General features: G+C 56.8%; 15 protein-coding genes. 6 read left to right on the top strand and 9 right to left on the bottom strand.

Annotated elements, in window-relative coordinates; genetic code table 11:
- Positions 1–593: 593 nt before the first annotated feature.
- From ACFFT4_RS29210 to ACFFT4_RS29200, 3 genes are read right to left on the bottom strand one after another with little or no spacing between them, the layout of a single operon-like run.
- A complete protein-coding gene (locus ACFFT4_RS29210; protein ID WP_378052658.1) occupies positions 594–2,495 on the bottom strand; it encodes a hypothetical protein in 1,902 nt (633 codons plus the stop codon).
- Between the two features lie 41 nt (positions 2,496–2,536).
- Positions 2,537–3,481 (bottom strand): sugar phosphate isomerase/epimerase family protein, encoded by a 945-nt coding sequence (locus ACFFT4_RS29205; protein ID WP_378052657.1) that lies wholly within the window; start codon positions 3,479–3,481, stop codon positions 2,537–2,539.
- 47 nt (positions 3,482–3,528) lie between these two features.
- Positions 3,529–4,725, bottom strand: a complete 1,197-nt coding sequence (locus ACFFT4_RS29200; protein WP_378052656.1) for a hypothetical protein — start codon at positions 4,723–4,725, stop codon at positions 3,529–3,531.
- 177 nt (positions 4,726–4,902) lie between these two features.
- On the opposite strand from ACFFT4_RS29200, the gene ACFFT4_RS29195 reads away from it, so the two are divergent.
- Positions 4,903–5,751, top strand: coding sequence for an AraC family transcriptional regulator (locus tag ACFFT4_RS29195; protein ID WP_378052655.1), 849 nt, complete (start codon positions 4,903–4,905; stop codon positions 5,749–5,751).
- A gap of 64 nt (positions 5,752–5,815) precedes the next feature.
- Here ACFFT4_RS29195 and ACFFT4_RS29190 read toward each other — a convergent pair whose 3' ends face one another.
- Positions 5,816–7,555, bottom strand: coding sequence for a histidine kinase (locus ACFFT4_RS29190; protein WP_378052654.1), 1,740 nt, complete (start codon positions 7,553–7,555; stop codon positions 5,816–5,818).
- A 4-nt stretch (positions 7,556–7,559) separates the two neighbouring features.
- The gene (locus ACFFT4_RS29185) at positions 7,560–9,146 is read right to left on the bottom strand and encodes a response regulator transcription factor (protein ID WP_378052653.1); all 1,587 of its coding nucleotides are present in this window, start codon (positions 9,144–9,146) and stop codon (positions 7,560–7,562) included.
- Positions 9,147–9,383: 237 nt separating this feature from the next.
- Here ACFFT4_RS29185 and ACFFT4_RS29180 point away from each other — a divergent pair, with 237 nt between their 5' ends.
- The 4 genes from ACFFT4_RS29180 to ACFFT4_RS29165 are packed head-to-tail and all read left to right on the top strand — an operon-like array spanning position 9,384 to position 14,188.
- Positions 9,384–10,286, top strand: a complete 903-nt coding sequence (locus ACFFT4_RS29180; RefSeq protein ID WP_378052827.1) for an ABC transporter permease — start codon at positions 9,384–9,386, stop codon at positions 10,284–10,286.
- A gap of 13 nt (positions 10,287–10,299) precedes the next feature.
- Complete coding sequence (locus ACFFT4_RS29175; RefSeq protein WP_378052652.1) at positions 10,300–11,193, top strand: carbohydrate ABC transporter permease; 894 nt, start codon at positions 10,300–10,302, stop codon at positions 11,191–11,193.
- Between the two features lie 20 nt (positions 11,194–11,213).
- Positions 11,214–12,509 (top strand): alpha-glucosidase/alpha-galactosidase, encoded by a 1,296-nt coding sequence (locus ACFFT4_RS29170; RefSeq protein WP_378052651.1) that lies wholly within the window; start codon positions 11,214–11,216, stop codon positions 12,507–12,509.
- A 44-nt stretch (positions 12,510–12,553) separates the two neighbouring features.
- Positions 12,554–14,188 carry an extracellular solute-binding protein gene (locus ACFFT4_RS29165; protein ID WP_378052650.1) on the top strand — a complete coding sequence of 545 codons (1,635 nt, stop codon included), beginning with the start codon at positions 12,554–12,556 and terminating at the stop codon, positions 14,186–14,188.
- 158 nt (positions 14,189–14,346) lie between these two features.
- Here the strand turns inward: ACFFT4_RS29165 and ACFFT4_RS29160 are convergent, their stop codons facing one another.
- Positions 14,347–15,297 carry a DMT family transporter gene (locus tag ACFFT4_RS29160; RefSeq protein ID WP_378052826.1) on the bottom strand — a complete coding sequence of 317 codons (951 nt, stop codon included), beginning with the start codon at positions 15,295–15,297 and terminating at the stop codon, positions 14,347–14,349.
- A gap of 175 nt (positions 15,298–15,472) precedes the next feature.
- On the opposite strand from ACFFT4_RS29160, the gene ACFFT4_RS29155 reads away from it, so the two are divergent.
- Positions 15,473–15,844, top strand: a complete 372-nt coding sequence (locus ACFFT4_RS29155; protein ID WP_378052649.1) for an iron chaperone — start codon at positions 15,473–15,475, stop codon at positions 15,842–15,844.
- A gap of 68 nt (positions 15,845–15,912) precedes the next feature.
- Here the strand turns inward: ACFFT4_RS29155 and ACFFT4_RS29150 are convergent, their stop codons facing one another.
- The 3 genes from ACFFT4_RS29150 to ACFFT4_RS29140 all read right to left on the bottom strand — a co-directional run bounded on the left by ACFFT4_RS29150 (position 15,913) and on the right by ACFFT4_RS29140 (position 19,132).
- The gene (locus tag ACFFT4_RS29150; protein WP_378052648.1) at positions 15,913–16,974 is read right to left on the bottom strand and encodes an Rpn/YhgA-type helix-turn-helix domain-containing protein; all 1,062 of its coding nucleotides are present in this window, start codon (positions 16,972–16,974) and stop codon (positions 15,913–15,915) included.
- Between the two features lie 268 nt (positions 16,975–17,242).
- Positions 17,243–18,571, bottom strand: coding sequence for an LLM class flavin-dependent oxidoreductase (locus ACFFT4_RS29145; protein ID WP_378052647.1), 1,329 nt, complete (start codon positions 18,569–18,571; stop codon positions 17,243–17,245).
- 27 nt (positions 18,572–18,598) lie between these two features.
- Positions 18,599–19,132 carry a GNAT family N-acetyltransferase gene (locus ACFFT4_RS29140; RefSeq protein WP_378052646.1) on the bottom strand — a complete coding sequence of 178 codons (534 nt, stop codon included), beginning with the start codon at positions 19,130–19,132 and terminating at the stop codon, positions 18,599–18,601.
- Positions 19,133–19,197: the final 65 nt, after the last annotated feature.

Here is a 19,197-nt window from a genome sequence, read left to right as displayed (position 1 = left end):
GGCTTATCTCCCCCAGTCGGGCTCCGACCAAGCCAATAAGCACATACAGAGGGCTTATCTCCCCCAGTCGAGCTCCGACCAGGCCAATAAGCACGTACCGAGGGCTTATCTCCCTCAGACGGGCTCTGACCAAGCCAATAAGCACGTACAGAGGGCTTATCTCCCCCAGACGGACTCCGACCCGGCCAATAAGCACGTACGGAGGGCTTATCTCCCCCAGTCGAGCTCCGACCCGGCCAATAAGCACGCACCATGGGCTTATCTCCCCCAGACGGACTCCGACCAGACCAATAAGCACGTACGGAGGGCTTATTTCCCCCAGTCGAGCTCCGACCAGACCAATAAGCACGTACGGAGGGCTTATTTCCCCCAGTCGAGCTCCGACCAGGCCAATAAGCACGTACCGAGGGCTTATCTCCCTCAGACGGGCTCCGACCCGGCCAATAAGCACGTACGGAGGGCTTATCTCCCCCAGACGGGCTATGAATTTACGCCTGCTCGGAAGCAAATGATCGCCCAAGGCAACTAGGTTAGCTTACAGATCAGCCTGTGCTTGAAACGCGAACGGTTTCGACGAATCTTGCCGCAGACTTCTAAGAACGATATTCGGCATAGTGGCGTACGGCCGCGATGTTCATGCCGCTTTCCCACGGTCTGCACCTTGTATTGAAGGGCCGCCCCGCGTCGTAATATTCCACCCATGCGTCCGTCGAATCGGCGATGCTCACGACATGCGCCAGAACGGCTTCGGCTCCGGGATGACGCAAACGGGTCAGCCCGTACAGCAGCAAGCTTTCGTCGTAACCGACGAAATAAGAGGACCCCGGAACCGTAGGCAGATAGCCGTGCCGTTCGAATATATCGTAAGCTCTGCGAAGCTCCGCCGCCTGCTCCTCGTCCGTCAGCAGCTCGGCATGCACGAAGGAAGGGAGCAGCCCCGCGGATTGAACCGCTACCGCTTGGGACGCGACAGCCTCGAGCGGCGGCTCGTTCACCAGGCAGGCCGGGCAAACGTAGCGGCCCGCGGCCGTTCTTCGCGTCCACTTCAGCGCATGAACGCCGCGCGGGTGACAGCTCTCGCAGACGCCGTGGCGGTAAGCCGGCAGCTCCGCCGTCGCCGCCCTTTCGGGCGCATTGGCATAGAAGCGTCCGTCCTTCCGGAAGCGCGTTCGGAACACCGCCTCCGTTCGCTCCAGCAAGTTTTCGCAAGCTGCGGCGCGCTCTTCGCTCCATAGGCCGCGATCGACCGCGAACGCAAGCAGCCTTCTGCCCGCTTCCAGAAACAGCAGCGTCGCCTCCATGGAGCCGTCGTTCAGGGACGTGCGAGGCAGGAAGCCTCCCGCAACGTAGGTCTCGTCTCCGTTAAATGGCAGCATGCCGTCGTGCAAATGCGGCAATTGGACCTGCCAGCAGTCGTCTAGCATCGGAAACAAAGAGGCGACGTAATCCCAGTCTCCCGTCGCCTGCCCGTAATCGAAAGCCTGCACGATCATATAAGCGGTAATCTCTACGTCGTCGTTCTCGTGCACATGGCGGGCGCGGTCGTGCCCCATGCTTTCCGCGTTGCGTATCCCGCCGAGCCTTGTCCATTTCCCGAAGCGGAAAGCCAGATTCCTTCTCGCTTCCTCGTACAGGCCAAGCGAGAGCAACCCCCTCGCCGCGCCGTACTGATCCCGCACGTAGGCCAACGCGTAGTTGTGGCCGGCCATGATGCCGCCGTCCCGCGACTGCTGCGCGGCAATCAGGAAAGCGACGCTCTCGGACAGTTCATCGATGCGCTTTCTCATTCCTTCTCCAATCCGCTCGCCGTATTCCAGCGGAGCGATACGCGAAGAAAATCGGAGATCCGCTTCCTCGGCTTGCGCCCTAAGCCGCTCGTAGCCCATCTCCAGCATCGCGCGGGCATGCCCCTCGGCGTCCGGATAGAAGGGGCCTCCGACCAGCGCGAAATACGATTCTCCCGCGGGCACCGCAATGCCGACTTTCCCCGTGTCCGATGCGAACTCGATCCGCGCTTCCTGTCCCCAGAAGACTGCGGCCAGGAACGTCTCCTCGCCCATCGGATAACGGTAGATGCGGGCCGTGTCAGGCGCCTTCACGAGGATCGACTTGACGGCCGCCTCCGCGGAGGCCAAGTCCTCGCGGCCCGGATAGCATTCGTAATCTTCCCCGAGCGTCAGCTCGAGACGCAAAGGTTCGTCGGCATGCAGTCGGCATAGGTAGGCCGGCAGCTCGCTTGCGACGAAAGCTTCGGCCAAGGCGACTTCACGGCCCGCTTCGTTCAGGTACTTATGCCGCCAACGATTCGTGCCCTTGTCCCGGCGCGATTCGTAGCGGGGCTCCGTGCCCTCGGCAAGCGTCCATTTTCCCTGCACCATGGAGGGCGAGCTATAAGGAGGCCCGTAAACCTCGGCGATGTCGTTCCCCCGCCCATAGACAAGAAACCGCCCGTTGCCCAGCGCATGAATCGCGCCGTCGTCGTTCTTTTTCCACATCTGCCTCGCTCCTTTAATCATTCTTCGATCCGGGGAAACCGTCACCCGATCAAAAAGGCTTCTCTTTCCCGGAAGTAAGCCGCAGTTCTCGCAACCAAGCCGTCCAGCTTGGCCGCATCCGGCTTGCCGTACATCGCGGGATAAGGGTCGCCTCCCGGGCCCAGCGGCTCCGGGGTCACAAACCGGCCTTCCCGGTTAAATCCGAGCAGATAAAGAGCCATAATGATCGTATCCAAATCCATGAAGCCGTCTCCGAGCGCCCCCCGGTTGCTGTCGGCCATGTGCAGGTTGACGAGCCGTTCTCCCGCCTCCAGCAGCGCTTCGCCGATGTGAGTCTCCTCCGATTGCATGTGGTATACGTCCGCGTTGATATGTTGAACTCCCGGATGACCGACCGCCGCGATGTAGGCCTTGGCATCGGCAACCGTGCGGACCAGGCTGACTTCCGCCGCGCGGATCGGCTCGATGGCGGCCTTCACTCCGTACGCCACGAATCGGTCCGCAACGATGCCCAGAGTATCCGCGCTGCGCTGAAACTCCATATCGTCGTAAGCCTTCGGTCTGCCTACCGCTCCGGGCACGACCAGCAGGTAAGAGCCTCCCGTCTCGGCGGTAAATTCGATTTCCCGCTTCAGATAATCGATAGCCGCTTGCCGGTGCGGCGCCCGGCTGCTCGACAAATCGTTGTCGGCCGAGAACATGCCGCATACTCCCGATGTCTTGATGCCATGCGCTTCAAGTATAGCGATCGTTTCCTTCGCGCGGTAGCCCAGATCGGGCCCGTAATGGTTGCCGTGAAGCTCGATGTAGGCGATACCCGCGCGCTGCAGTCTCTCCGCGGACGTCTCCAGGTTTTCCATTCCGAAGCCCCAGTTGCTCCACGATAAGTTCAGCCTGTCGCGCAGCCTTTCCGGCCGTTCCTTTTTGAGCGCAAGGAAGGCGCTCCTGATCCGCTCGTTCTTCTCTTCGTACCGCTGCTTGGTCATTTCGCTCAGTCTCCTTTTTTCTCCGATTCCTTTTTGAGGCAGCCTCGTTAAGGCATCTCCGGATGATTAGGTCCGAAATGCTTGAGGAACACCATGGGCTCCCACTTGCTGTCGTTGACGACGTGCACGCCCTCCCGGGCGGCCGTCTCGCCGACGAAAAACTCGTCTCCGCTCATTTGACCGAACCGCAGCATGCTTGCGGCCTCGGCTTGATGGGGACCGAACCGGCCGTGCCCCTGAACGAGCACCGTGCCGTACGCCGCGGAATCGCGGACGATTACGCTCTGTCCGGGATTTACGGTCAGCTCCTTGGCGCCGATGTACGGATTGCCGTAAGTAATCCACTTCTCCGCATGCCGTTCGTCGGAATGCCCGCAAAGAAGGGGCGGACGATAATAATGCCGCTTGTAGTGCGGGTCCGTATTTTTCTCCCAGTCCATCAGGCTCAAAATATAGGCGATATCGCGCTTCCGGTCCTCCGGGCAATTTTCCGCCAAAAACTCGTACGGATACGTTTCGCCGCTTACGACATTCTCGTGCACGGAGTTCACGTCGCTGTTCCACTGAGGCTCGTAGGTAAGCGCCGATCCCGGGGCATGCACCACGCCCGGAGGCGTATACCAGCCCGTCCCCAACTGGATGCGATAAGCCCGCGACAGCTCGGTGATGCGGTTATCCGCTTCTTCGTACCGCAGCAATCTCTCCCTGACCTCGTCCAGGGTCGTATCCGGATCATAGCCGAAATAGGTGACGGGGAATACTCCCAGATGATTGTTCAGCTGCGGCGGAAAATAATAGGCCTCCGGCTTGCCGATCCGCCCCACCAGACTCGCGGCCGCGTCGTCCAGATGGAGATGGTGGAACAGCGGCGTCTCGTAATCGAAAAACTTGGCGTACATCGGCCAAGTGCCGTAACGTTCGTAGAGCGTCTCGCCGATCAGACGGCTTCCCAATTGTACTACCGCATCCTTGAACAAAAAGACGACGGAGCCGTCCTCGTCGGCGGCAACGTAGCTCATCCCTTCGTCGGGAGGCGCCAGCGGTCCGTTCATGGCCGGGATGACCGAAGAGAACCATCTTTCCTTAATGGAGCCCCGTTCGGTTCCGAGCGCGTAATAGTCGTCGGGGTGAAGCCGCAATCTCCGGCCGGCTTGCGAGAAACGCCGCGGCACGAACACCGGCTTCATACGCAGAATCCCTTGCCCGCGGTCGTAAGCTTCTTGAATGATCGAGCGGTCGGTCACGTTGTCGTTCCCTCCTTGAGTCGTGTAGACGGACGAATCCCTCTTCGTCCAATCTACACCGGCATGCCGCTTGGAGGAATTCCATATCTTGCGATTCGTCTCAGCTTTCTTGTCGATTTGGCTTAACGGAAGGTATACTGTGAACAAAACAAGCGATGCGAGCCAGGAGGTTCCGAGATGTTTCAGATTCCGTTCGAGCACCAGGAATACCCTCTCTTTGCCGACGACGCGCGGCCGCTTCTTGTGTACGCCGGACAAATCGGCGACGAACCGGACTGGGCGTTCGAAAGCCACAAGCACGACCACTTCGCCGAAATCATCTACATCTGCGACGGCGAAGGGGATTTTCGGATCAACGACCGGCCGTACCGCGCGCGCAAGGGAGATCTGCTGATCTATCATCCGGGCGTGCTGCACGAGGAGAGGTCCGATCCCGCCTGTCCGCTGCGCACTTATTTCTGCGCCGTAAGCGGGCTAAATCTCGCCGGCGCGAAGCCGGGATGGCTGCTCTCCGAGCAAGCGGACCCCGTTATCCGGACCGAAAGCTGCGGGCCTCAAATCGAGCATTGCTTCTCCGCGCTCCTGAACGAGCTGCGCTCCCAGACGTGGGGACACGAAATGATCTGCCAGCATATGCTTAACTGCATTCTGATCCTGATTCTGAGAATCGCGGACGGCCATGGCTCCGCGAGCGTCGGCAGCTCCTCGCATACGATCGGGGCGAAGGCCAAAGCCTTCATCGACCTGAACTATACGCGCGATCTGCCCTTATCCGAAATCGCGAGCCGGCTCTATCTCAGCCCCCATTATTTAGCCCACGTTTTCAAAGAAGAGACCGGCAACTCCCCGATCAATTACTTGATCCAGCGAAGAATCGGCGAGGCCAAGACACTGCTGCTGACCACGTCTCTGACCGTACAGGAAATCGCCGGCCGGATCGGATACGAGAACGCGAACTACTTCAGCATGGCCTTTAAGAGGATGACGGGGCTTACGCCCAGCGAGTTCCGTAAAACGACCAAATAAGCAAAAACACGATCGGCGTCCTCTTGACGCAATCGTGTTTTTGTCCGAAGAGAAAACTTTGTTTTTATCCCGCGCCCCCATGCAAGGGGAGCTTTATTCTAACCTGAGTCCCGATGCCCCTTCTGCTGAACAGTTCGACGCCGTAGCCGGGCCCGTAAGCCAGCTGAATCCGCTCGTGGACGTTGCGTATGCCGTAGCCTGCGTCCATATGGGATTGCAGGGCGTTGTTCGCTTGCTCCGCGGTCATTCCGGCGCCATCGTCGACGACTTCGAAGATCATCCCGTCGGCTTCGCGAAACAGGCGGATCACGATGTTCAAAGGGTGATTGTCGTCCCATACGGCGTGAAGAATGGCATTCTCCACGAAAGGCTGGAGCATCAGCTTTAAGGTCGAATAAGGATATAACGATTCGTCGATCTGCCAATGCACGCGAAATAAGTTCTCGAACCTCGTCTGCTGAATCGCGATATAATGGCGGGTAATATCCAGTTCCTTCTGCACGAGAATGTTCTTTTTCCCCTTATTGAGAGACGTCTTGTAGAAATTGGAGAGATGGGACACGACGCTCCCGACCTCGGGATCGTGATTGCGGATAGCGAGAGACGAGATGATCGACAGCGTATTGTACAGAAAATGCGGGTTGATCTGGCTTTGCAGTGCGTACAGCTCGGCTTCCTTCTTCAAAATTTCCTTTTTGTACACTTCGTTGATCAACTCGTTTAACCGGCGCCTCATGGCATGAAAAGCTTCGGCCAGCTGTCCGACCTCGTCCCTTCCCCAGCCTTGGATATCGAAAATAAAATCCTCGTTCTCCACTTTGCGAATGTAACGGTAAAGCGTCTGGAAACGATTCGAGAAGTAGCGCGAGATCAGGAAAATGAGCACGACCGCCAGCACGACGCTTAAGCCGGAGATGAGCAGCATCCGATTGGTTTCCTTCCGGACGTCGGACAAGACGAGGCCGAGCGGTACGACGGACACCGTCTTCCACCCGAACTTCATGCTGTTGAAGACGATCAGGGATTGCTCTCCGTCGATGTTCGTCTCGAAGGTGCCGACGTTCCCGTTCTCCCATGAGCCCGGTCCGATGATGGAGGATAGCGGTTTGGAGATTTGCTCCTTGTTTTTGGCCGAGAGAACGATTCCGTCGGCGTTTACGATATAAATATCCTTGTTTAACGTTTCCTTCTCATAAAGCGAATAGAGCACGTTTTCTTTAATGTCGATCGTGAGAATTCCGTAAGGGTATTGCAGTCTGTGATTGTTCAGCAATCTGGCCAAGGTGAAGATCGCTTCGTCGCTGTTCACGATGCTGTAGATCGCGTCTCCGTACGATTTCGACAGCTTTTCGTACCAGCTCTGGGACCTCAGCCGCTCGTCGACGTGCTTGACGAATAACCCGTCGCTCGGAATCGTCTCGTTGTACGGATACAGGGTAATGGCGTGAATATCGGCATTGGCGGCCATCACTCCGTATAACAGGTCGTTGATGTAATCATAAGCTTCCACGAACTCGATGCTCTTGTCGTACGTCTGGGAGAGATATTCCTTTAATGTCGTATCCATATAGAGCAGACTCGAAATTTGCTTGTACGTTTCCAGGCGGTTCTCGATGTTGTTGTTGATTTGGGAGTTCATCGAGTGCATGTTTTCGTGCGTCTGTCTGACCAACTGGCGTTCGGTGACGGAATAGGAATAGAAGGAGACGGAGAGCAGGGGAATGACCGACGCGAACAGGAAGAGGACGAGCAGCTTCCCCCGGAGCGGCAAATTCATGAAAAAGGTTTTGATTTTCCGCAGCATAATCTCACAGCCTTAACGTTTGTTTGCGGTATTGGTTGGGCGTAACTCCCGTTCTCTTCAGGAAAATCGCGCAGAAATGGGACGTGTTCTCGTAACCGACTTTGGCCGAAATCTCATGGATTTTAAGCGCGCTGCTCCGCAGCATCTCCGAAGCCCGCTCCATTCTGACCTGCGTCAAATATTCGAGAACGGTGCTGCCCGTATGCTCTTTGAAAATGGTGCGCAAATAATTCGGAGACATGAACACCCGCTCCGCCAAATATTCGATCGTAAGAGGTTGAGCGTATTGTTCCGCGATCAGCTTCTTAAGCTGACCGACCGTGACCGCATGCTTGTCCGTTTCCTGCTCCGCGATGCACTCGATCAGCTTCAGCACGGTTTTGCGGATCGTCTGCTCCATATAGGGCACGCTTTCGATGATGGAAAGCTTGCCGATCAGCGCCGCCTTGTCCTCCATTTTTTCTTGTATGCCGAGATGGGCCGTGACATGCGCCCCGTAGATGCGGTCCAGCAGCCTTAAGCTGGCCTGCTCGACCGATTCGATAGACGCGCCTGCATCTTCGACCGCCAGGGACGAGAAATAATCCCGAATCCAGGCCGCGGCCTCCTGCGGCTTCCCCTGCCGGATATTCGCGTGCAAGGCATCGACGGAGAGGATCGTCTCCTGCCCGGCGGCGGGAGAGGACGGTAAGGCAATCCGTTCCGCCGACTCCTCGTCCGCGACGATCAAATGACCGGCCCCATACAGGAAAACATGACGATCGCGCAGCTCCGTCAAGCTCCGGAACAGATCGGAAAGCCGTTCCAGCTTCTCCGGCCGCGGCCTGGAGCACAGCGTGACCCATTGGGACAAGGCGCCCAGCTCCCGATACCAAGGGAGTACGTCCTCCGTCGGCTCGTTGGCGCTGATCGCGAGATGCTGGCGCTCGCTTAAGGAAACGATCAGCGCGCCATGGCCGCTCGCCAGACGTTCGATCTCACTCTCAATGCGCGTAATAAGGGAAGGCCCGTCGGGCACATATCTCGACAAAGCCGCGTATTCGTCGATTGTAATTAGAGAAAAAATGAATTTTCCGGTTTTCGAAGCGAGCGGCTCGAGATTCAAGCTTAAAATTTCTTCGGTCTTCGATTTCTGGATCCGCTCGTCCTTCTCGCTCAGCAGGTCTTTAATATATTGGATCGCCAGAGCGCGGGAGGAAAGCTTGACCCGCTGCTCTTCCGCGCATTTCAGCTTGACCTTCTCCATCAAATCCCGGAGCTCTCCCCTGTCGAGCGGCTTAAGCAAATATCCCATCGCTTCCACATGAAGCGCGGATTTCACGAAGAGGAAGTCATCGTGGCCGCTTAGAAAAACGATTTTAAGGTGGGGAAGCAGCCCGCGGGCGATCGCCGCGAATTCGATCCCGTCCATGATGGGCATTTTGACGTCGGTAATGACGACGTCCGGAAGCAAATCGCCGATTTTGGCCAAAGCTTCCTTCCCGTTCTTGGCCGTTCCCGCGATCTCGAAGCCCATTTCCGACCACGGAACGAAATTCTGCAAGGTGTCCAGCTCCAGACGCTCGTCATCCACCAGAAGAATCGTATACATCCCGATTTCGCCCCTTGTCGCCGCGATTTGAATGATTCTAAGTATCCCACTCGCGCAAAACGCCTGTCAATTCGCTCCGAAGCAGGTTCGTTCGTTTGCGGTATAAATCAGTGGAACTCGTTATGGATATCGCGATCCGGCGGCTCAATAATAGAGACAAGCGGCCGGCGCTTACGAAACGAGGTGATTCCTATCAATGCGATCCACCAGACGACACCATCCAAATGGCGCAAAAAAATGTTCAAGCAGCGCTACCTCTACCTCATGCTCGTGCCCGGATTCATCTGGGCGATTCTGTTCTCCTACGGGCCGATGCTGGGCTTGTACATGGCCTTCGTGGACTACAAGCCGACCCTCGGAAATTTCTGGTCGTCTTTCCTGAGCAGCGAGTTCGTCGGTTTTCAGTGGTTTACGCTTTTTTTCGCGGGAGACGACTTTTTCCTGATCATGAGGAACACCCTGGTCTCGAGCCTGCTGACGATCGGCATCGGCTTTCTGGTTCCGATCCTGATCGCCGTCGCGCTGAACGAAGTCGGAAGCGCAGCCTTCAAGCGCATCGTCCAGACGGCGTCCTATATGCCGTACTTTATTTCATGGGTCATCGCGGCGAATATTTTCGTCACCCTGCTGTCCGCGGACGGCGTCGTGAACGAATTGCTGAAGCTGTTTGGACTGACCAAGGAAAGCGTGCTGTTCCTGCAGGAAGGGAAATATTTTTGGGGAATCGTCGCCGGAGCCAACACGTGGAAGGAAATGGGCTATAGCTCGATCATCTATTTGGCCGCCATCGCCTCGATCAACCCCGAGCTGTATGAGGCCGCCAAAGTGGACGGGGCAACGAGAGTGAAGCAAATCGTCCATATCACGCTTCCGCTGCTGAAGCCGACGATCGTCATTTTGCTTATTCTTGCCGTAGGGAATATCGTCAATACGGGCTTCGACCAATATTTCCTGCTGGGCAATTCGCTTAATCGCGATTATTCCGACGTCATCGATACGTATTCCTTCCGCTACGGCATCCAGAACGGGATGTTCTCCTACGCCTCGGCCGTCGGCTTGTTCAAGTCGGTCGTCGCTTTCATCATGGTGCTCGGCGTTAACTCTCTGGCCCGACGCATGAACAATAATTCGCTGTTCTAAGGAGGAGGGAAACATGATAAGCCGGGATACGCTGATGAGCTGGTCGGGCCGCATTTTGTTGTACGGATTTCTGAGTATGCTGTTCATCGTGACCTTTTTCCCCTTTTGGCAAATCTTCGTCCTGTCGATCAACGACGGAACCGATTCCTTAAGGGGCGGATTCCTGCTCTGGCCGCGCGACATTAGCCTGGAAAGCTATGCCGCCGTATTCTCGAATCCGGAGATCATAACGTCGGTTAAAGTGACGTTGCTCCGTACGGTGCTTGGGGTGCCGCTATCGGTTTTCTGCATCGCCCTGCTCGCCTACGTGTTAAGCAAGAAGGATCTGGTCGGGAGCCGTTTCGTCAATTTATTTTTCGTCTTCACGATGTATTTCAGCGGCGGGCTGATCCCCACTTATATGATCGTGAAATCGCTGGGCCTGATCGATAACTTCCTGGTCTTTCTTTTTCCGGGACTGATCAATATTTTCTGGATGATTCTGATCCGCACCTTCATGGAGGAGCTGCCGAGGGAGCTGGAGGAATCGGCCCAGATCGACGGCGCCAACGACGTGCGGATCTTCGTGAAAGTCATTTTGCCGGTATGCGTTCCCGTGCTGGCCACCGTAGCATTGTTTTCGGCCATCTATCACTGGAATGCCTGGTACGATTCGTACATCTATACGTACAATCCGGACCTCAAGACGCTGCAAGCTGTGCTGGTGAAAATTCTTAACCAATACCAAACCGGGGATATGCTTAACGATGCGCAGCAGCTCGCCAACGAAGCCAAGAAAATTCCGGTTACGGGCGAGAGCATTCGGATGACGGTAACGATGGTCGCCACCTTGCCCATTATTCTTGTTTATCCTTTCGTGCAGCGGTTTTTCCTTAAAGGCATGCTGCTGGGAGCCGTCAAAAACTAACCCTCAAGGAGACATTCGATATGCCGAAAATTACATTCATCGGAGCGGGAAGCTCGATATTCGCCAAAAATATTTTGGGAGACTGCATGAGAACGCCGTCGCTGGCCGACTCCCATCTCGCGCTGTACGACATCGACGAGGCGCGGATGAACCAGTCTCTGCGCATGCTGACGACGCTCAACGCCAATCTCGGCAGCAAGGCGACCCTTACGGCCTATTCCGACCGGAAGGAGGCGCTGAGGGGCGCGGACTACATCATCAATGCGATTACGGTCGGCGAGCTGGTCCCGTCGATCATGTCGGACTTCGAGATTCCGGAAAAATACGGCTTGTACCAGACGTTTGCGGATACGCTAGGGATGGGCGGCATGTTCCGGGGATTGCGCACGATTCCGGTCATGCTGGATATGGCCAGAGACATTGAAGAGGTATGTCCCGACGCCTGGCTGCTCAATTATACGAATCCGATGGCGATCATCACCGGCGCCGTCCAGCAGGCGACCGGCGTCAAGACGGTCGGCCTCTGCCACAGCGTGCAGACGTGCGCGAAGGAGCTGCTGGAGGGTCTGGGCATGGACGCAACCGACGTGCGCTGGCGGATCGGCGGCATCAACCATCAGGCCTGGCTGCTCGAAGTGACGCGCAACGGCGTCGACCTGTACCCGGAAATTCGCAAACGCGCGGCTGAGCGGCCGTATCCGCACGAAGATGGTGTACGTTACGATTTCATGAGACTGTTCGGCTACTACGTCACCGAGTCGAGCACCCACGCTTCCGAATACGTGCCCTACTATCACAAGCAGCGTTATCCGGGTTTGGCGGAGCAATTCGGCATTTCCACGCAGATGTACAAAAATTGGGGCAAAGGCAAAGCGGCCTACTGGCAGGAAGTGAACGAGCTGATCGAAAACGACGGCTTGACGCATGAGCGCTCTCACGAGTACGCCTCTTATATTATGGAGGCGATGGAGACGAACAAGCCGTTCGAAATTGCCGGCAACGTGCGCAATACGGGTGGGCTGATCTCCAACCTGCCGGAGAAGGCGTGCGTCGAGGTGCCGTGTCTGGTGAACGCGAACGGGATTCTGCCGACCTACTTCGGCGAGCTGCCGCCGCAATGCGCCGCGCTTAACCGCACGAACATCAACATGCAGCTGCTGACAATCGAAGCCGCGCTGACCGGCAAGCGCGAGCACGTCTACCATGCCGCGATGCTGGACCCGCACACCTCCGCCGAGCTGTCGCTGGACGATATCGTGGCGATGTGCGACGAGATGCTGGAGGCGAACCGGGATTTTCTTCCCTGGCTGAAGTAAGGGCAAGCCACCATTTTCATCCTATATTATGAGGGGGCAATTCCATGAATCGAAAGTACAAAAAAGTATCGCTGGTTGCGCTGGCCGCGCTGCTGCTTGTGATGACGGCCTGCTCGGGCGGGGGCAAGAACGAGCCGGCCGCGTCGGGTTCGGATTCGGGTTCCGTTCAGCCTTCCGACTCGGGAGCGGAGAAGCCGAAGGAGCCGATCACGCTGACGTTCTTCGACAAAAACACGGGCGACCAGTTCAATAATCCCGTCGCTCAGGAGATTACGAAGCGGACCGGGATAACTTTTCAGATTCAGCAGCCGACGGGCAATCCCGAGGAGAAGCTGAACCTGATGCTGACGAGCAACGACCTGCCGGACATCGTGCTGATGGACCGCCGCAGCGACATCGTCAACAAATATATTGCCGCCGGAGCGCTGATTCCGCTCGACGATCTGATCCAGGAGTACGGCTCCAACATCACCGCGATGTATGGGGACGTGCTGAACAAGAGCCGCTACATGGACGGCAAAAACTATTACCTGAACAACTGGTACGGCATGGATCCCGATCCGAACTGGAGCATCAACATGCGGATGGACGTGTTGAAAGAATTTGGCTACGGCGAGAAGGCGGAGAAGGGCGAGAGCTTCACCCAGGAGGAATTCGTCGACCTGCTGCGCAAATTCAAAGAGAAATATCCGGCGGTAAACGGCAAAGATTCGATCCCTTTCACGCTTAACGCGGATCATATGCCGACCATTATCGGTACGTTCAAAGGGATGTACGGCATGAAAAGCTATTACGAGGTCGACGGCAAGCTGGAGCTGGACGTACGCCACCCCCGTTATCTGGAAATGATCAAATTCATCAACGGGCTGCAAACCGAGGGACTTCTGGACAAGGAATGGGCGGTTAACAAAACGCAAATCTACGATCAGAAGACGACGAGCGGCAGAGTATTCGCAACGGGAGGCGGACTCCCGACGGAGGCGAACCGTCTGCTGCGGGAGCAATTCGGCGAGGATACGGACAAGCAGTTCTATGCGTTCAAGGTCGTCGCCGACGGCGTGGACCCTTCGCAGACCACGTTCGGTCCGAGAAGCTCGCTCGGTTGGGACGCGATCGGCATAACCGTCTCCAACAAGCATCCCGTCGAAACGATCAAGATGATGGATTTCCTGGTGAGCGAAGAAGGACAATATTTGCTGCAATGGGGAATCGAAGGCACGCATTGGGATATGAAGGACGGCAAGCACACGCCTCGGCCCGAAGTGCTTCAAGGCTTTAAGGACAACTGGAACGAATATTCGAAGGCGACCGGCATCCGGAAATGGACCTGGTTCATCAAGAACGGCAACGGCACGGACGGAACGCCTTACGATCTCGCGGCCAAGTACGACAGAGATCCGATCAGCGCCCACGCCGTGATTTCCATGAAGGATTCGACATGGGACGCTTCGATCTACGACAATCTGGGCCCGCTCGGCGGAACGCCCGACGCTCTTGTCGAACAGAAGGTGAAGGATATTACGGACAAGGGCTTTACGTCGATGGTTTACGCCGAATCGGCTGCGGAAGCGGAGAACGCGTACAACAAAACGATCGCCAACCTCCAAGCCAACAAAGCGGAGAAAATCGAGGAAATCTATTCGAAAAATTATGCGGAACGAGTCGCGCTGTGGAAATAATCGCGGCTGGGTTGCGCAGGTAGATTAGGTTTAAGGGACAGGGTACCGATCCTCGGGAAGGGGAGCGGTACCCTGATCTGCGTTCGGCGGTCTACTGCACGCCCGCCTCACAAAAAAAAGTTGAAAATGCATCCGCTCGGATGGGGATTGCGAAGGTTCTAGGCTGGGCGCCCGTTGTCCGCAGCCGCGGCCGGAACGGCAGGTTTGCGGTTGACGATCACGATCCCGCCCGCCACCAGCCCAAGAGCCAGCCAGACGGCCGCGTGCAGCGGCTCGGACAGCAGCAGCGCGGACAGGAATACGCCGAATACGGGAATGAGGAACAAATACATGGAGATGCTGCCAACCTGATTGTATTTCATGACCGTATTCCACAATACGAATCCGACCGCCGATAATCCCGCCAAATACAATAGCATGCCGGCGGCGTTCCAGGTCCACTCGAAAGGCATGACCCCCGCTCCGGCCGCGCCGATCGCGCTAAGCACAATGCCCCCCAGCAGCATCTGGTAGGAGGTCATATACAGAATATCGAGACGCTCCGACTCTTTTTTCGACCATACGTTGCCCAAGCCTCCGAAGAACATCGCCGCCAGCAGGCAGATTTCGGCCAGACCGAAATGAACGCCGGTCGTGCCCCCGGATACCCCTACGACAACGACTCCCGCAAAGCCGACGACCAGTCCGGCCAGCTTGCGCGGCGTAATGCGATCGTCCGCATACATTCTGTGGGCGATCAGGATTTGAAAGAAGGACGTCGTTCCGGCCAGAATCGAGCCCTGCACGCCGGTCGAGCCGCTCAAGCCGTAGTAGAACAGCACATACTGCAGCAGCGTCTGCGTCAGACCGATCTTAGCCACGCCTCGCCACGAGCCGCGTTGGTACCCGACGCTCCTCCCCACCAGCTTCATGAACGCCAAAATCAGCAGCGCCGCCAGCGTAAACCGGAGCCCCGCAAACAAAATTTGCGCAAAAACTTGATCTCTTCCGATCTCCAGCTCGGCGTAGCTCAGCTTGATGACCGGAAACGCGCTTCCCCACAAAAAAGCGGCACCCGTCGCCGCGGCCAATATGCCGAGCGGGTGCGTAAATATTTTCTCCGTTGCCAGCTTCATTCTTTTTTGGTCTCCCCGTGATGTCGTCGCCGACTGCTTGTCCGGCTTCCGGTCTTCCCCATCGGCCGTCGATAGCTTCATTATACTATACGCCCATCATTGCGCGTCCATTGATATCCCTGGTCTGCATCTGCTATTCTTGCTGTATTGAACGTAAGGAGGGAACGGAATGGAAGTTTTCGCGGATTATTTAGCGCGGATCGATCATCCGCAGCATCGGTCCCAAATGGAGGAGGTTTTGACGTGGGTGGCGGAGAGTTTTCCGAATTTGGCCCCTAAAATCGCATGGAATCAACCTATGTTTACCGATCACGATACGTTTATTATCGGCTTTAGCGTCTCCAAGCAGCATTGGGCCGCCGCTCCCGAAAGAGCGGGGATGATCCATTTTGCCGATGAAATCGCACAGGCCGGCCACGATCATACCAAGGAGCTAGTACGCTTCAAATGGGATCGTCCCGTCGATTTCTCCTTGCTCGAGAAAATGATCGAATTCAACATAGAGGACAAAGCGGACTGTTCGACTTTTTGGCGGAAATAATGGGAACCGCGCGGCCTGCTCCGGACAGCTCCTGTTCGTTGCAGGCCGCGACGCGGAGCAGAGCCTGTTCATTTTTTCTTGCCGAGCTTCAGCACTTCTTCCTCGCTCAGCCCCGTAGCCTCCACGATTGTTCCGATATCGACTCCCAGCTTCAACAGCTTGCGGGCTACTGCGTTTTTTTCTTGCTGCATCCCTTGTTGCATTCCCTGTTTCATCCCTTTTTGCATCCCTTGCTGCATCCCCTTCTGCATGCCTTCCTTTTGTCCCTGCTCTCTTCCTCTCTTCAACACCTCGGGGTCGATGAACGTCTTGATCATTTGGCTTACCTCCTCCGTTTGTTGATGATCTCCGTAGTTTTTATATAAGTATTTCAATATGTTATCGAGTACCTGCAGCAGCCGGTCGATGTCCCCCAGCCGCAGCAGCCGTTGATGGTGTAAATCCCGGATGACGTCCAGCGTCTGCTCGATCGTAATCTTGAGCCGTTCGAATTCTTGGGCGAACAAGCGTCTTTTCTCGTCGTCCGCCCGGCGGCTTTTCGCGATACTGCGCATGCTTTTCCGCGAACGAAATACCTGCAAGGGGAGCAGGGCGAACAACCGCCGTTCCTGCAAATCGCGGGGAGAGAGCGTCCAATAGCGGAGTACCGGAACCGTATAAACCGTCTCCAGGCCGTCCGGCAAAAGCAGGCGAAAAGTCAATTCGTCACCGATCTCTTCGTTCTCTTCCAGAAAAATGACGATCTGACGGGGAAAAGCGAGCAGCGGCGTTCCTTTGCTTCGTTTACCGTCCTCTGTCCCCAATGCCAGCTCCACCGCTTTTTCAAACCCGTAACGGAACATGCGGATAGCCATCGACTGATCGTTTAGCGTCTGAATCTCGAAATGGTACTGGAAGGTGCCGCGAGCGGTAACCAGCTTCAAAAACAGATCGCCGACGATGCGGTCGTACTTGTCCATAACAAACTCCGAGTTGCCGTAATAAATCGATACGACTTCTTCGTTCGAAAAATGCTCGTCAAACAACCCGTTGATGAGTTGAATCGTCAACCGCTTCGACAAGCGGAACAGAACGCGCATCATTTGGTCGAGCTTAAGCTTCTCCTTGGCGCTGCGATTCGGCAGCTTCATTATACTACACTTCCTTCCCGGTTTCATGACAAAAAAGCACACCCCGGAACGCTCAATGCGCTCGTCGGGGTGTGCTTCACCTCACCGAATTCCTTTATGTGCAGCTTATTTTAGCAGACATGTTGCCTCAGGTAAAGCACAATTTTTAAAAGTCTCTCGGCCCTCCGGACGTTTCTCGAGAGATGTCCTTCGATTCCGGTTCACAGTTCAGCACGCAGAACGGCGCGGTCCTTGCCGGGAGAAGGCGAGGAACCGCGCCGAAAAGCGCTCAGCTGTTCACTTTGGCGGCCGCATAGCGGTTGGCGGGGATTTTCAGCCCCAGGTTGCCGCGAAGCGTATCCGCCTCGTATTCGGTGCGGTAGACGCCGCGCTCCTGAAGGAGCGGGATGACGAGCTCGACGAAGTCGCGCAGGCCGCTCGGAAGCTGGGAATGGATGATAAAGCCGTCCGCGCCTTCCTCCTCGTGCCACTGTTGGATCAGATTAGCGATATGCTCCGGCGTGCCGACGAACTGTCCGCGCGGCGTCGCCGAGCGAAGCGCCACCTGGCGCAGCGTCAGCCCCTGCTCGCGGGCCTGCTTCTTGATTTTGTCCGTGCCGCTGCGAAAGCTGTTGCTGCCCAGATCGCCGATGTCCGGGAACGGCTCGTCAAGCGGGTATTGCGAGAAATCGTGATGCTCGAAGAAACGGCCAAGATAGTCGAGCGCCTTCTCGATGCTGACGAGGCTCGCGATTTCCTCGTATTTGCGGTCGGCCTCCTCCTGCGTCCGGCCGATAATCGGCGAGATGCCCGGCAGGATGACGATATCGCCCGCTTCGCGGCCATAAGCGACCGCCCGCGTTTTCACGTCCTTGTAGAAGATCTTCGCCTCCTCCAACGTCTCGTGTCCGGTGAAGACGGCGTCGGCTCCTTTGGCCGCGAGGTTTTTGCCGCTCTCCGAGGAGCCCGCCTGGAACACGACCGGCTGTCCCTGCCTGGAGCGCGCGATGTTAAGCGGCCCTTCCACGCTGAAATGCGGCCCCTTGTGATTCAGCCGGTGCAGCTTCGAAGGGTCGAAGAAAACGCCCGTTTCCTTGTCGCGGACGAAGGCGTCGTCTTCCCAGGAATCCCACAATCCCCTCGTGACCTCCAGATGCTCCTTCGCGATTTTGTACCGTTCGTCGTGCGTCGGATGCTCCGGCTTCCCGAAGTTGCGGGCCGAGCCCTCGAGCGGCGAAGTGACCAAATTCCAGCCCGCGCGGCCGCCGCTCAGATGATCGAGGGAGGCGAACTGGCGGGCCACGGTGAACGGCTCACTGTACGAGGTCGACAAGGTGCCGACAAGACCGATCCGGCTCGTGACCGAAGCCAGCGAGGAGAGCAGCGTCAGCGGCTCGAAACGGTTCAGGAAATGCGGGATCGATTTCTCCGTAATGTAGAGACCGTCCGCGATAAAGACAAGATCGAATTTGCCGGCCTCGGCAACCTGCGCTTGCTGCTTGTAGAACGAAAAGCTGACGCTGGCGTCCGCGGGCACTTCGGGATGCCTCCACCCGGCGATGTTGCCCCCGACTCCGTGAATGATCGCTCCGAATTTGATTTTTTGGCGTTGCGCCATATCCGATTCCTCCCTCGATTTGACTTCTTATACGTTGAGAAGCGCCGTGTCCGACAGCTTCAGGCGATAGCTTTTGACCAGCACGGCGCCGTTGTGGAATTCCTTGTCGTACGCCCGCTCGAAACCGAGCCGTTCGTACAGCCGGACCGCGGAATCCATCATGTCCGACGTATGCAGATGCAGCGTGTCCGCTCCCCATTCCTTAATGACCCGGACGCTCTCGCGAATCAACGCCGTGGCAATTCCGCTGCCGCGAGCGCTCGGCAGAACGCCCAGCAGTCGAATGATCGGGTTGTGGATTTCCAACTGCGGCGCGCCGTAGGCCGCTTCCGACGAATCGTAAATAAATACGCTGCCGACAAGCCTCCCGTCCAGCTCGGCCACGAGCCTTGCTTTCGTCGTGGCCGCGTCGACGGCTTCCACGATGCTTTCCTTGTATTGCGTCCACCTGTCGGGCTCCAGCGTGGTTTCATACTGACTGTACGCCCCGAGAAGCACATTCAAAACCGCGTCGCGGTCCCGCTCCTCCGCATGTCGAACGATCGCTTGGCCGCTCGGCATAACTCTCCACCCGCTTTCGTCTTCGTGAGATTGACTTGTCGCCTCATTTCCGCGTCTTCCTGTCT

The organism is Cohnella cellulosilytica (assembly GCF_042431195.1).
Lineage (GTDB): Bacteria > Bacillota > Bacilli > Paenibacillales > Paenibacillaceae > Cohnella > Cohnella cellulosilytica.
Note: the sequence above shows the minus strand (reverse complement) of the source record. Positions and strands in the feature narration are given on the sequence as shown.

What these genes read in the sequence shown, in the direction of transcription:
- ACFFT4_RS29210 (WP_378052658.1), bottom strand. Translation starts at nt 2,495, where the DNA reads ATGTGGAAAAAGAACGACGACGGCGCGATTCATGCGCTGGGCAACGGG.
- ACFFT4_RS29205 (WP_378052657.1), bottom strand. Translation starts at nt 3,481, where the DNA reads ATGACCAAGCAGCGGTACGAAGAGAAGAACGAGCGGATCAGGAGCGCC.
- ACFFT4_RS29195 (WP_378052655.1), top strand. Translation starts at nt 4,903, where the DNA reads ATGTTTCAGATTCCGTTCGAGCACCAGGAATACCCTCTCTTTGCCGAC.
- ACFFT4_RS29190 (WP_378052654.1), bottom strand. Translation starts at nt 7,555, where the DNA reads ATGCTGCGGAAAATCAAAACCTTTTTCATGAATTTGCCGCTCCGGGGG.
- ACFFT4_RS29185 (WP_378052653.1), bottom strand. Translation starts at nt 9,146, where the DNA reads ATGTATACGATTCTTCTGGTGGATGACGAGCGTCTGGAGCTGGACACC.
- ACFFT4_RS29180 (WP_378052827.1), top strand. Translation starts at nt 9,384, where the DNA reads ATGTTCAAGCAGCGCTACCTCTACCTCATGCTCGTGCCCGGATTCATC.
- ACFFT4_RS29175 (WP_378052652.1), top strand. Translation starts at nt 10,300, where the DNA reads ATGATAAGCCGGGATACGCTGATGAGCTGGTCGGGCCGCATTTTGTTG.
- ACFFT4_RS29170 (WP_378052651.1), top strand. Translation starts at nt 11,214, where the DNA reads ATGCCGAAAATTACATTCATCGGAGCGGGAAGCTCGATATTCGCCAAA.
- ACFFT4_RS29165 (WP_378052650.1), top strand. Translation starts at nt 12,554, where the DNA reads ATGAATCGAAAGTACAAAAAAGTATCGCTGGTTGCGCTGGCCGCGCTG.
- ACFFT4_RS29155 (WP_378052649.1), top strand. Translation starts at nt 15,473, where the DNA reads ATGGAAGTTTTCGCGGATTATTTAGCGCGGATCGATCATCCGCAGCAT.
- ACFFT4_RS29150 (WP_378052648.1), bottom strand. Translation starts at nt 16,974, where the DNA reads ATGAAGCTGCCGAATCGCAGCGCCAAGGAGAAGCTTAAGCTCGACCAA.
- ACFFT4_RS29145 (WP_378052647.1), bottom strand. Translation starts at nt 18,571, where the DNA reads ATGGCGCAACGCCAAAAAATCAAATTCGGAGCGATCATTCACGGAGTC.
- ACFFT4_RS29140 (WP_378052646.1), bottom strand. Translation starts at nt 19,132, where the DNA reads ATGCCGAGCGGCCAAGCGATCGTTCGACATGCGGAGGAGCGGGACCGC.